This window comes from Methylobacterium ajmalii (genome assembly GCF_016613415.1).
GTDB lineage: Bacteria > Pseudomonadota > Alphaproteobacteria > Rhizobiales > Beijerinckiaceae > Methylobacterium > Methylobacterium ajmalii.
Genome location: NZ_JACWCT010000119.1, coordinates 1 through 11,720 on the forward strand (window position 1 = coordinate 1; position 11,720 = coordinate 11,720).

The window sequence follows — 11,720 nt, forward strand, 5'->3', positions numbered from 1 at the left end:
GCGGAGCGGGCCGAGCGCCTGCGCGAGGCCGCCGCCGCCGAGCCGGCCCCGGGCCCGGGCGAGGCCTTCGCGGCCGATCCCGCCGTCTTCGTCGCCCGCACGGCCCGGCTGCACGGCCGGGTCGCCCTGGCGGCGGGGGCGAGCGTGTTCTTCTCCTGCCGGCTGGAGGCCGGGCTCGGGCCGATCGTGATCGGGTCGAACGTCAACGTGCAGGACAATTGCGCCCTCCACACCCGCGCCGACGGCCTGGTGATCGGGCACGACACGACGCTCGGCCACAACGTGCGCGCCGGCGACGGCCGCATCGGCCCGCACTGCCTGGTCGGCATGGGGGCGCGCCTCGGCCCCGGCACGGTGGTGGAGGCCGACGTGCTCGTCGCTGCCGGCAGCGCCACCGATCCCGGGCAGGTGCTGGATTCCGGCTGGCTCTGGGGCGGGCGCCCGGCCCGGAAGCTCGCGCGCCTCGATTCGGAGCGCCGCGCCATGATGGCCCGGACGGTGGCGAGCTACGCGGCCTACGGCCGGACCTTCCGCCGGCTCCAAGCGCGGTCGGGCGGGGAGGGTTAGAGACCCGCCGCCGCCCGTCCCGATCCGGCCCGGCGGGCGGCCTCGGCCACGTCGAGGAGGTGGCCGAGCTCGGCCGCGGCCGCGGCCACCCGCTCGGCGACCCGGGCGTCGGTGACGATCCCGTCCTCGATCTCGGCCTCGCCGGCATAGACCGCCGTCGGCGCGACGTGGGCGGTGAAGAAGCCGAAGAGCGGGCGCAAGGCGTGCTCGACCATCAGGGCGTGGCGCGGCCCGCCGCCGGTCGCGGTCAGCACCACCGGCTTGCCCGCGATGGCGGCGGGATCGAGGAAGTCGATGACGTGCTTGAACAGGCCCGAATAGGCGCCGTTGTGCACCGGCGAGCCGACGACGAGCCCGTCGGCGCCCTCCATCGCCTCGATCATGTGGGCGATCGGCAGCGGCAGGGCCTGCCGCGTGGTGGCGCCGAGGCCCGTGCCGATCTCGGCTAGGTCGTAGACCTTGAGGTCGATGGGGCGCTGCCGGCCGAGCTCGGCCGTGACCGCCTCCACCAGCGCGCGGGTCCGGGACGGGCGGCGGACGTTGCCCGAGAAGGCGACGATGCGGGCTGGTCTCACGGCGGGCTCCGGTTGACGAGGACGGGTTCCCGGAACGGATCGCGGGACCGGTCGCGGCGGCCCCGGACTGTGCCGGGAGCGCGCGCGAGGTCAATGCGAAACCGGTGCCAGGGCTCCCCGTCCCTTAACGGGACACGCGGTCCCACGTCCCGAGTAGATGGGGCAGGTCGGCGAATTCGTCGAAGACCCGGACGGCGCCGGCGGCCAGAAGATCCGCCCCGGCCCGGTCGTGCGACCAGTGGCCGCCGCCGCAGAAGCCGAGCGCCGGGATCCCGGCGGCCCGCGCCGCGGCGACGCCCGGCACGCTGTCCTCGATCACCACGCAGGCCTCCGGCGCCACCCCCATCTGCGCGGCGGCATAGAGGAAGAGGTCCGGGAACGGCTTGCCCCGCGACACCATGGTGGCGCTGAAGACGTGCCCGTCGAAGTGCCGCAGGAGGCCGGTGAGCGTCAGCGCGTGGCGCAGGCGCTGCGGATCGCTGCTCGAGGCGACGCAGCGCCGGTCCGGCATCGTCTCCAGCACCGCGGCGACGCCCGCGATGGCCTGGAGCTCGGCGTCGAAGGCCCGCAGGGTGTCGGCCCGCACCGCGTCGACGAAGCCCTCCGGCGTCGGCACGCCGTAATCGGTGGCGATGTGGGCCATGATCGAGGTCATGCTGGTCCCGGTGAAGCGCCGCGCCACCGTGGCGAGGTCGATCGGCACGCCGATGCGCTGCAGGTTCTCGGTCAGGCGCGCGAGGCTGATCGGCTCGCTGTCGATCAGCACGCCGTCGCAATCGAAGATCACCAGTTCCGGTCGCCCGCCCGTCCTGCCGCTCATGCCGCTCCCCTCATGCTGTTGCCCTCATGCCGTTCCCCTGGCCGTCGGTCCGCCGGGGCCCTGGCACGCCGGGTCGTGTGGGATCAACCCGCCACGGTGCCGCGCTCACGCTTGCGCCGCCCCCCGCAAATCCTTGCGCCGGCAAGGGCCTCTCACTACTCAAGGTGCCGCGCGTCCCGGGGGGCGCGGTCCGGAGCCCTGGATGATCCGCTTCCTGTGCCGTTGCCTCGGCCTCTTGCTTCTCGCCGCCGGCTTCGTCGGGATCGTCTACGACGGCGCCCGCTCGATCGCCAACAACGCCGTCCTGGTCACCTCGGTCAGCGATTTCGCCTCCGCGCTGATGAAGGACCGGGCCGCCAGCCTCCAGGCCATGGCCGAGGGCGGGCAGCCGGCCCTGTGGAAGCTCCTGGGCCTGCCCTTCACCCTGTCGCCGGCCGCACCGGTCGCCCTGGTCCTCGGCTTGGTCCTGCTCTGGCTCGGCCAGCCGCCGCGGGCCGGCATCGGCACGGGTTTCCGCCCGTGACCGCGGGCCGACCCCTTCCCCCACGACCGTCCCTCCAGAGACCTTCCTGCGCGAGCTTGCCCGGCGATGCGGCCTGACACGATGGGGCGTACCGCGATCGCGGTCCTGCCCGGCCTCTCCCTCTGCGTCGCCGTCACGGCGGCGGCGAGCCTGGTCCAGGCGGCGGAGGAGCACCTCGTCCACCACCCCTACGTCGAGGCGCTGGTGATCGCGATCCTCGCCGGCATCGCGATCCGCTCGCTGTGGGAGCCGGGGCCGCGCTGGCGCATCGGCATCGCCTTCAGCGCCAAGCAGCTGCTGGAGGTCGCCGTGATGCTGCTCGGCGCCTCGATCAGCCTCAAGGCGCTCGTCGCCTCGGGGCCGGCCCTGCTCACCGGCATCGTCGCCACCGTGGTGATCGCGCTCGTCGCCAGCTACGTCATCGGCCGGCTGCTCGGCCTGCCGGCCCGGATGTCGATCCTGATCGCCTGCGGCAACGCGATCTGCGGCAACTCGGCCATCGCGGCGGTTGCCCCGGTGATCGGGGCGAGCGGCGACGACGTCGCCTCCTCGATCGCCTTCACGGCGATCCTCGGCGTCCTCGTCGTGCTGGGCCTGCCGCTCCTGATCCCGCTGCTGGGCACCAACCCGACCGAGTACGGCGTGCTCGCCGGCCTCACGGTCTACGCGGTGCCCCAGGTGCTCGCCGCCACCGTGCCGGTGAGCCTCGTCAGCACCCAGGTCGGCACGCTGGTCAAGCTCGTGCGGGTGCTGATGCTCGGGCCGGTGGTGCTCGGCCTGTCCCTCGTCGCCCCGCACCTGCGCGACGAGCCCGGCGCGCCGGCCGGGGCGAGGAAGAAGCTCGGCTTCTTCAAGCTGGTGCCGTGGTTCATCCTCGGCTTCCTCGGCCTCGCCGCCGCCCGCTCGCTGGGCCTCGTGCCCGATGCCGCGCTCGCGCCGCTCACCCGGACCGCCGGCATCCTGACGGTGATCGCCATGGCGGCCCTCGGGCTCGGGGTCGACGTGCGGGTGGTGGCCCGGGTCGGCGGCCGGGTGACGCTGGCGGTCGTCGCCTCGCTCGCCGTGCTGCTTCTCGTCAGCATCACGCTGGTGCGGGGGCTCGGGATCTCCTGAGCGCCTGCTCGGGCTGCGTGAAGCCCTCGTCCCATTCTCGACCTCATCCCGAGGCGTCAGTCCCATCATCGATGGGCCGACACCTCAGGCTGAGGTTGCCGATGGGGTCAAAGGCCCTCCCGAAGACCATGGCATCGGTCGAGCAGGCTCTGAGCCGGGCCGGGCATCAGTTGCGCAGGGTCGCCGCCCCCGGGCGCGGCCCGACCCCCTCGGGGACCGGCACCGAGGTCGCGCCGTAATTGGCGTTGAGGTGGAGGTTCGGGCCCTCGTAGAGGTTGATCTGCCGGGCGACGATCACCGTGTAGGCCGACTGGTCGGCCACCGGGCGGCTGCTGTCGACGATCAGTCGGCCCGCCGGCAGGTAGATCGTCCCCAGCATCGTGCGGGTGTTGTCGCTGAGGATGCGGTACTCGCGCATCGGCTTGGCGCCGCCCGGGGGGGGCGGGGGCGGGGGCGTGATGTAGGTGTCGATCGGCACCGGGACCGGATCGAAGACCGTGCGGCTCTCGGCGATCAGCAGTCCCGCCATCAGCCCGCTCGTCGGCGCCGTGAGGCTCACCGCGGTGTCCTTGTCGAACAGCATCCCGCCCTTGCTGCCGGTGAAGTAGAACGCCACCCCCTGGCCCGACAGGCTCGCCTTCTTGTCGACGATCAGCGGCCCGTCCTTCATCACGTAGGTGCCGGGGCGCAGGGTGACGATCGCGCTCTCGGTGATGCGAAGGCCGCCGCAATAGGTGCCGGGATCGAGGGTGACGACGCCCGTCACCATGTCGATCGGGCCGGGCGGCGGCATCTTCCTGCCGGGATTGGCCGACGGGCTCAGGATCACGCAGTCGTAGTCGGGCGTCGGCAGCGGCCGGTCCTTCAGGGGGTCGTCGATCGGCGTGCAATCGGTGATCGGCGCCGGCGTGAACAGGGCCTTCGATCCGTCGAAGCCGCCGGCCGAGCAGATCGAGAGCGCGCGGGCGGTGGCGCTGTCCTTGCCCTGGATGCCGCTCGCGCTCCTGGAGTTCGAGTAGAGCGTGCAGCCCTCGGCGGTGACCTGCGCCCGCTTCTCGAGGTCGAGGGCGCCCTTGGCCGAATTGTCGAGCGCGAGCAGGCAGAGCCGGAACGAGCCGACGAGCTGGGCGGTCGCCCGGACCACGATCGTGGTCGAGGGCAGGCTGAGCAGCTTGCCCATGAGCGACGGCACCGTCTCCTCGACCACCGTCGAGACCGAGCGGCGCCCGTCGCCGACCTCCGCGCCGATCAGGCTCCGGCGGTCGGCCGGCGTGCGCGCCTGCGCCTCGATCGCCTGCCGGGTGATGCTCGTCACCGCCGTGTCGTCGGCGTTGGCGAGCTTGAGCATGTTGGCGCCGGCCAGCACCCCGGAATCGGCGGCGCTCTGCAGCTGCGCCTTGCGGTAGAGGAGGCGGCTGTACTCGACGGCGGCGCTCACCGCCCCGAGCAGGACCGGCAGGGCGACCGCGAAGGCGATCAGGAAGGCGCCGCTGCGGTCCCGGGCGAAGCGCGCGAGCGGGTGCGGGCCACGCGCCGGGCCCTTGCCGGGGCGCGGTGTCATCGGCGGATCGCCGCCGGGCAGGAAGCGGGTCGTCGGGTCGGGGCCATGCCTGCGGCGGTGCCTGGAAGCTAACATGTTAGCTTGGGCGCGACAGATCATAACGAACGATGAAAGATACCCATCCCGGGCATCAATATGCTGGGGGCGGCAGGCCCGGCATTCCGATGATGCCGCCGTGGCCTCCGGTGGATCAGGTCGCCGGTATCGCGGGCCGGCGCTCGGCGTCCGGCCCGGCCTTGGGGGCCGGTACCGCCCGGCTCGGCACCGCCTTGGCGGCGGGCTTCGGTGCGGCCTGCGCGGCATCCGATGCCGGCTTCGCATCGGCCGGCTTGATTGCGGATGGCTTGGCGGCAGACGGTTTGGTCGCGGTGGGCTTGGCCGGCACCGCCTTGCCGGACCCGACCGGGCCCGGGACCGCCTTGCCGGGAGCCGGCTTGGCGATCGCACCCGTCACCGCCGGCTCCACCGGCTTGCCGGTATCGAGGCCGTAGACGTCGTCGCGGAAATGCACCCGGCCGTCCGGGGTGGCGTAGCCGGTGAGGTAGACGAAGGTCACGGGGATCGGCTTGGCGAGCTTGATGTCGCGCCGCTCGCCCGTGGCGATGCCGGTCTCGATCTCCATCGGGCCCCAGGTCGAGCCGGGGCCGTTCGGGCCCGGCGTGCCCTCGAGCAGCCAGCCGACCAGCGCCTTCACGTCGGCGACCCGCACGCAGCCCGAGGAGTGGAAGCGCACGTCGCGGGAGAATAGCCCCTTCGAGGGCGTGTCGTGCATGTAGACCGCGTGCCGGTTCGGCATGTCGATCCGCACCTGTCCGAGCGAGTTGTCGAAGCCCGGATCCTGGCGCAGCGTGTAGTTCACCGCCCGCTCGGTCGACCAGTCGACGGCGGTCGGCTGCACCTCCTGGCCCTGCCCGTCGAGCATGCGGATGTGCATCTTGGCGAGGTAGCCCGGGTCCTTGCGCATGTGCGGGATGATGTCCTTCTTGATGAGGGACACCGGCACGGTCCAGGTCGGGTTGAAGTTGATGTTGGTGATCTTCGTCTCGACCATCGGCGAGGCGCGCTCGGGCTTGCCCACCACCGCGACGTAGCGGCGCGCGACGCTGCCGTGGTCCACAGCCTCGACGGCCGCCGACGGGATGTTGACCGCGACGTAGCGGTCCCCGAACGGGAAGCTCGACCCGATCAGCCGGTTGGCCGAGGCCGCGAGCTGGCGCTGGCGCACGCTCGCCGGCACGTTGAGGGCGGCCAGCGTCTGGCGGCCGAGGAGCCCGGTCTCGGGCAGGTTGTGCCGCGCCTGGTAGCGCTTGAGCGCCGCGACGAGGCCGGGATCGAGCTGGTCGCCCTCCGGGCCGCCGGGCGCGAGGTCCTCGGTCATCACGAGGTGGCGGCGCAGGGCCGGGATCGCCGGGTTGCGCTCGCCGGGCTTCACCGTGAGGTCGGCCGGCAGGGACGGCCAGCCGCCGGCCTCGACCAGGCCCTGGTAGCGCTCCGCCGCCCGCAGGGTGTCGAGGAAGGTCGCCGGGGTGAGCGTCGGGGTGGTGTCCTGCGACATCCGCGCCACGACGAGGGGCGGCAATTCGCGCGAGACCTTTTTGAGAGCTTGCTTGCCCTCGGCGGGGCGCGGCTCGGAGAGCCTCGGGTCCGCAGGTCTTGCGTCACCCGTCCTCGGGGCGGCGCCGGGCTTGATCGGGCCGACCGGCAGCGGCGGCGCATCGCCGGGCAGGGGTTCGAGTGCGGTCGTCGCCTCGCGCCGCGCGGGCTCGACCGCGGCCGGCGGGACCGGGGCGGCCTGCGCGGACGGGCCCTGTGCTGTAAGTCCTTGCGCGGCGGTGCCCGGCACCGGGGCGGGCGGTACCGGGGCCGTGGGCTCGACGGCGGCCGCGAGGCCGGTGCCGAGCATCCAGGCCACGGCCGCCGCCGACGTCAGGTACGGAAACGCAACACGCAATACCATCGCGGGCCTCGGACAGGGACGCCCCCAGCTTGGTCACGCGAGGGTTACCAAAAGCCTGCCGACCTGACTCAAGGGCGGGTGGGGGCGAGCGCCCCCCGGGTCGCCGCCAGGATCTCGTCGGAGAGGGCGGGGTCGTCCACCGCCCGGGCCAGCACCAGGGCCCCGACGAGGCTCGCGACGGCGGCGAGCGCCGCCGCCCGGTCGCCCTCCGGCAGGGCCTCCTGCATCCGGGCGAGCCGCGCCTCGAATCCGTCCGTGAAGGCGCGCCGCACGGGGGCGGGCTGGCGCGCCGCCTCGCCGCTCAGGGCCGCGAGCGCGCAGCCGCCGCCCGGTCGGTCGCGGTGGGCCGCCGACAGATAGGCGGCGACGAAGCCGGCGAGGTCCGGTGCCGCCCCGGGCTCCCGCGGCGCGGGCGCCAGCGCCTGGGCGAGTGCCTGAGCGGCCAGGTCCTCCTTCGACGTGAAGTGACCGTAGAAGCCGCCATGGGTCAGGCCCGCGGCCTCCATCACCTCCGCCACCGTCACGGCGGAGAAGCCCTTCTCCCGGAAGAGGCGGCCCGCCGCCTCGAGGATCCGGCGCCGGTTCTCCTGGAACTGCTCGCGACTCACCCGCATCCGACGGTCGGCTCCCTGCCGTTGACATGATTGAGGACGGCGATCATCAATATAATAACATGACGCGCGTCATCAAAGAAGGCCGGAGGGAAAGTGATGGACGCCACCTCGTCGCAGGAGGACGGACCGGTGCGGGAGCGCCGGGTCGCCTGGGCCGATCCGCGGGCGACCGCCCGGGCCGGCCACGGCATGGCCGGGCTCGACTTCCTGCGGGCGCTGATCGCCGGTGACATACCGCCGCCGCCGATCGTGACCCTGATGGGCATCGCGCTCGCCGAGGCGGAGCCGGGCCGGGTGACGATGCGGATGCCGGCGGGCGAATACCTCTACAACCCGATCGGCAGCGTCCATGGCGGCGCGCTGGCGACGCTACTCGACAGCGTGATGGGCTGCGCGGTCCACAGCACCCTGCCGGCCGGGCGCGGCTACACCACGCTGGAGATCAAGGTGAACTACCTGCGGGCGGTGACCGAGGGCTCCGGCTCGGTCACGGCGATCGGCCGGGTGGTCCATGCCGGGCGCCGCCAGGCCGTGGCCGAGGCGAGCCTCGCCGACGAAGCCGGCCGGCTCTGCGCCACCGCCAGCACCACCTGCCTTGTGTTCGACCTGCCCCCTTCCCGGGAGGAGCGCCCGTGAGCCTGCCCTATCGCACCGCCCTCATCGTCGGCGCCGGCGCTGGCATCAGCGCCGCGCTCGCCCGGCAACTCGCCGCCGAGGGAGTCCGGGTCGGCCTCGCCGCGCGCGACACGGACAAGCTCGCCGCCCTTGCCGGCGAGACCGGGGCCGAGACCTTCGCGGCCGATGCCGCCGATCCGCAGGCGGTCGAGCGGCTGTTCGCGCAGGCCGATGCCCGCATCGGCGAGCCCGACGCGGTGATCTACAATGCCAGCGCCCGGGTCCCCGGCCCGCTCGCCACCCTCGATCCGGAGGCCGTGCGGCGGGCCGTGGAGGTCACCGCCTTCGGCGCCTTCCTGGTCGCTCAGGCAGCGGCGCGGCGCATGGAGAAGCGGGGCCACGGCGCGCTCCTGTTCACCGGCGCCACGGCGGGCGTGAAGGGATTTCCGCTCTCGGCCGCCTTCGCGATGGGCAAGTTCGCCCTGCGCGGCCTCGCCCAGAGCGCGGCGCGCGAGCTCGGGCCCAAGGGCATCCACGTCGCCCATGTCGTCGTCGACGGCGCGGTACGCAACGCCCGCCGGCCCGACCCGGCGGACAAGCCCGACAGCACCCTCACGCCGGAGGGCGTGGCCCGCGCCTATCTCGACCTGCTGCGCCAGCCGCGCGATGCGTGGTCGTTCGAGGTCGATCTGCGGCCGTGGGTCGAGCGGTTCTGACGAGCATCCGCTGCCCGGCCGGTCCGGGGCGTGGCCCGCGGCCTCGGTGGTTCTGCCCGGTGGCGGTTCTGCCCGGTGAATCGTCGTCGGTCGCCCCGGGACGGGGGAGGGGGCGGCGGAGGCCGCCGCGACCTCCACCCCGGGAGGGGGCCCGACGGCCGCCCGAACCTCTCATCCGCGATAGCGCGCCGCCGCGTGCTCCTGCGCGAAGTTCGGTATCATCGCCCGGCGCGCCGCCTCGAACGCTTCCCACTGGCCCTCGTCCGGCAGGGACGGGATGGTCACCGCCTCGCGCCGGTCGAAGCCCTTGAGCGCGGCGTCGACCATCTCGTCGACCGCCATCACGCCCTGCAGGCTCTCCACCGCGCGCCCCGAGCGCTCCCAGATCTCGGTGCGCGTCGCGGCCGGCAGCACCGCCTGGACGTAGAGGCCGCGGGGCCCGAGCTCGGACTGGAGCGCCTGCGACAGGGTCAGCACGTAGGCCTTGGTCGCCCCGTAGACGCCGGGCAGCCATTCGGGCGCCAGCGCCACCACCGAGCCGATATTGACGATGCTCCCGCCGCCCCGGGCCAGGAACCCGTGCGCGGCGGCTCCGGCCAGCCGCGTCAGTGCCACCACGTTGAGGTCGACGAGGCGGTATTGCGGTGTCAGGTCGTCGGCGGAAAAACCAGCCGGCGCCGCCGCGCCGGCATTGTTCACGAGAAGGCCGATCCGGTCGTCGTCGCGCAGGCGCGCCTCGACCGCCGCGAGGCCGGCCGGGTCGGTGAGGTCGGCCGGCAGCACGTCGACCGCGACGCCGGTCTCGGCCCGCAGGCGCGACGCCAGCGCCTCCAGGCGGGCGGCGTCGCGCGCCACCAGCACCAGGGGATGGCCGCGCCGGGCGAGGCGGTCGGCATAGGTGGCGCCGATGCCCGACGAGGCACCGGTGACGAGGGCGGCGGGCGTGTGGTCGCTCATGGGAGGGCTCCTGATCGGCGGCTTTATCATGATTGCCGTCATGTATGTATTGATGACGATCATCATCGAAGCCGTCAATCTGGCGGCCCGCCGCCGCGTGCGCCGGCGCACGCCGGGCCGCAACCTCCGCACAAGGCAGGGGCGTCACAGAGCGATCAGGCAAGGTCGCCTGCGCTGGGACGGGATTGGCGGAAGAGATGTCCGGTCGCGAGCAAGCCGAGAGGCTGTGGAGCAACATCGTCGAGCTGGGGGCCCGCCGCCTCGCGGCGCTCGGGCTGATCGGCCTCGTGGTGTTCCTGGCGGTGGGCCTGGGCGCCTACTACCTGAGCCGGCCGGCGCAGGAGACGCTCTATACCGGGCTCTCGCGCGAGGACGTCGCCCGCATCGGCGGCGTGCTCAAGGATGCCGGCATCCGCTTCGACGTCAGCGCCGACGGCGCCGCCGTGCTGGTGCCCTACGGCAATACCGCGCAGGCCCGGATGCTGCTCGCCGAGAAGGGCCTGCCGCAGAGCTCGAAGTCCGGCTACGAGCTGTTCAACGACCTCGGCTCCCTCGGCATGACCTCGTTCATGCAGGAGGTGACCCGGGTCCGGGCGCTCGAGGGCGAGATCGCCCGCACGATCCAGGGCATGAAGGGCGTGCGCGCCGCGCGCGTCCACATCGTGCTGCCCGAGCGCGGCTCGTTCCGGCGCGACCAGCAGCCGCCCTCGGCCTCCGTGGTGGTGCGCACCGAGCCCGCCGACGACCGCAGCGGCGCCCAGGCGATCCGCCAGCTCGTCGCCTCGGCGATCCCCGGCATGAAGCCCGACCGGGTCACGGTGATCGGCGCCGACGGCACCCTGCTCCTGTCGGGCGACGACGGCGCCCAGGCCCCGACCGGCAAGATGGCGAGCCTGGAGAAGGACGTCAGCCGCGAGGTCCAGGACCGCATCCGCCGGGCGCTCACCCCCTATCTCGGGCTTGGCAACTTCGAGGTCAGCGTCGCGGCCCAGCTCAACACCGACAAGACCTCGACCAGCGAGACGATCTACAACCCCGACCAGCAGGTCGCCCGCTCGGTCCGCTCGGTGCGCGAGAACGAGAACAGCCAGAACCGCAGCGCCCAGCGCCCGACCAGCGCGCAGCAGAACCTGCCCGACCAGCGCACCCGCTCGGACGGCAACGACACCGCCAGCAACGAGACCTCCAAGAAGGAGGACCTGACCAACTACGAGATCGGCCAGAAGAGCATCCAGACGGTCAGCGACGGCTACGCGGTCAAGCACCTCTCGGTGGCGGTGCTGGTCAACCGCTCGCGCCTCGCCGCGCAGGGCGCGACCCCGAACGGCCAGCCGCCCGCGGATTCCGTCGTGGCCGCCGCCGTCGAGAAGCAGATCGCCGAGATCGAGCAGATCGTCGCCTCGGCGGCCGGCGCCAGCAAGGAGCGCGGCGACACCGTGAAGGTGGCGGCGGTCGGCTTCATCAACGACGGCCAGGCCCTGGAGCCGGTGCCGCCGCTCAGCCTCGCCGACGTGATGATGCGGCAATCCGCGACCCTCATCAACGCGGCCACCATCCTGATCGTCGCCGGCCTGCTGATCTGGTTCGGCCTGCGCCCGGCGCTGCGCGCCATCCTGGCGGTGCCGGAGGCGGCCCAGGCGGAGATGGCCGCCCTCGAGGCGGCGGGCGCCGCCGCGGCCCTGCCGGGCGGCGAGGCCGGCGC

12 protein-coding genes are annotated in these 11,720 nt (G+C 73.4%); 6 read left to right on the top strand and 6 right to left on the bottom strand.

From position 1 onward, the window contains the following. A partial coding sequence (locus tag HPY23_RS22165) for a gamma carbonic anhydrase family protein (RefSeq protein ID WP_200649676.1) occupies positions 1-567 on the top strand: 567 nt, incomplete at its 5' end. On the opposite strand, the gene msuE is transcribed toward HPY23_RS22165, so the two are convergent. Together msuE and HPY23_RS22175 are read right to left on the bottom strand one after the other, a co-directional pair. Then, on the bottom strand, positions 564-1,142 hold the full coding sequence (gene msuE / locus HPY23_RS22170; protein ID WP_060848214.1) for an FMN reductase: 579 nt from the start codon (positions 1,140-1,142) through the stop codon (positions 564-566). The genes HPY23_RS22165 and msuE overlap by 4 nt on opposite strands. Positions 1,143-1,266: 124 nt before the next feature. After that, on the bottom strand, positions 1,267-1,962 hold the full coding sequence (locus tag HPY23_RS22175; RefSeq protein ID WP_091753194.1) for an HAD family hydrolase: 696 nt from the start codon (positions 1,960-1,962) through the stop codon (positions 1,267-1,269). A gap of 202 nt (positions 1,963-2,164) precedes the next feature. Between HPY23_RS22175 and HPY23_RS22180 the strand changes: the two genes are divergently transcribed. Both HPY23_RS22180 and HPY23_RS22185 read left to right on the top strand, forming a co-directional pair. Next, positions 2,165-2,485 carry a hypothetical protein gene (locus HPY23_RS22180; protein ID WP_060848212.1) on the top strand — a complete coding sequence of 107 codons (321 nt, stop codon included), beginning with the start codon at positions 2,165-2,167 and terminating at the stop codon, positions 2,483-2,485. Positions 2,486-2,551: 66 nt separating this feature from the next. Next, complete coding sequence (locus HPY23_RS22185; RefSeq protein WP_060848211.1) at positions 2,552-3,598, top strand: YeiH family protein; 1,047 nt, start codon at positions 2,552-2,554, stop codon at positions 3,596-3,598. Positions 3,599-3,764: 166 nt separating this feature from the next. Here the strand turns inward: HPY23_RS22185 and HPY23_RS22190 are convergent, their stop codons facing one another. The 3 genes from HPY23_RS22190 to HPY23_RS22200 all read right to left on the bottom strand — a co-directional run bounded on the left by HPY23_RS22190 (position 3,765) and on the right by HPY23_RS22200 (position 7,730). After that, on the bottom strand, positions 3,765-5,159 hold the full coding sequence (locus HPY23_RS22190) for a TadE/TadG family type IV pilus assembly protein (RefSeq protein ID WP_091888403.1): 1,395 nt from the start codon (positions 5,157-5,159) through the stop codon (positions 3,765-3,767). Positions 5,160-5,349: 190 nt separating this feature from the next. After that, positions 5,350-7,116 (bottom strand): L,D-transpeptidase family protein, encoded by a 1,767-nt coding sequence (locus HPY23_RS22195; protein ID WP_236012831.1) that lies wholly within the window; start codon positions 7,114-7,116, stop codon positions 5,350-5,352. Between the two features lie 68 nt (positions 7,117-7,184). Beyond that, positions 7,185-7,730, bottom strand: coding sequence for a TetR/AcrR family transcriptional regulator (locus tag HPY23_RS22200; RefSeq protein WP_091888405.1), 546 nt, complete (start codon positions 7,728-7,730; stop codon positions 7,185-7,187). Between the two features lie 96 nt (positions 7,731-7,826). Here HPY23_RS22200 and HPY23_RS22205 point away from each other — a divergent pair, with 96 nt between their 5' ends. Together HPY23_RS22205 and HPY23_RS22210 are read left to right on the top strand one after the other, a co-directional pair. Further along, positions 7,827-8,366: a PaaI family thioesterase gene (locus HPY23_RS22205; RefSeq protein WP_091888408.1), complete on the top strand. Its 540-nt coding sequence runs from the start codon at positions 7,827-7,829 to the stop codon at positions 8,364-8,366. Then, the gene (locus HPY23_RS22210) at positions 8,363-9,061 is read left to right on the top strand and encodes an SDR family NAD(P)-dependent oxidoreductase (protein ID WP_091888410.1); all 699 of its coding nucleotides are present in this window, start codon (positions 8,363-8,365) and stop codon (positions 9,059-9,061) included. The genes HPY23_RS22205 and HPY23_RS22210 overlap by 4 nt, the downstream gene beginning before the upstream one ends. A 171-nt stretch (positions 9,062-9,232) precedes the next feature. Here HPY23_RS22210 and HPY23_RS22215 read toward each other — a convergent pair whose 3' ends face one another. Further along, entirely contained in the window at positions 9,233-10,018 is a 786-nt protein-coding gene (locus HPY23_RS22215) for an SDR family NAD(P)-dependent oxidoreductase (RefSeq protein ID WP_091888412.1), read from the bottom strand. Positions 10,019-10,215: 197 nt separating this feature from the next. On the opposite strand from HPY23_RS22215, the gene fliF reads away from it, so the two are divergent. Further along, positions 10,216-11,720, top strand: a 1,505-nt coding sequence (fliF, locus tag HPY23_RS22220) for a flagellar basal-body MS-ring/collar protein FliF (protein ID WP_200601888.1), incomplete at its 3' end; no start/stop codon positions are given.

Excerpts from the sequence above, each read along its gene's own strand:
- HPY23_RS22175 (WP_091753194.1), bottom strand. The coding sequence starts at position 1,962 with ATGAGCGGCAGGACGGGCGGGCGACCGGAACTGGTGATCTTCGATTGC.
- HPY23_RS22180 (WP_060848212.1), top strand. The coding sequence starts at position 2,165 with ATGATCCGCTTCCTGTGCCGTTGCCTCGGCCTCTTGCTTCTCGCCGCC.
- HPY23_RS22185 (WP_060848211.1), top strand. The coding sequence starts at position 2,552 with ATGCGGCCTGACACGATGGGGCGTACCGCGATCGCGGTCCTGCCCGGC.
- HPY23_RS22190 (WP_091888403.1), bottom strand. The coding sequence starts at position 5,159 with ATGACACCGCGCCCCGGCAAGGGCCCGGCGCGTGGCCCGCACCCGCTC.
- HPY23_RS22195 (WP_236012831.1), bottom strand. The coding sequence starts at position 7,116 with ATGGTATTGCGTGTTGCGTTTCCGTACCTGACGTCGGCGGCGGCCGTG.
- HPY23_RS22200 (WP_091888405.1), bottom strand. The coding sequence starts at position 7,730 with ATGCGGGTGAGTCGCGAGCAGTTCCAGGAGAACCGGCGCCGGATCCTC.
- HPY23_RS22205 (WP_091888408.1), top strand. The coding sequence starts at position 7,827 with ATGGACGCCACCTCGTCGCAGGAGGACGGACCGGTGCGGGAGCGCCGG.
- HPY23_RS22215 (WP_091888412.1), bottom strand. The coding sequence starts at position 10,018 with ATGAGCGACCACACGCCCGCCGCCCTCGTCACCGGTGCCTCGTCGGGC.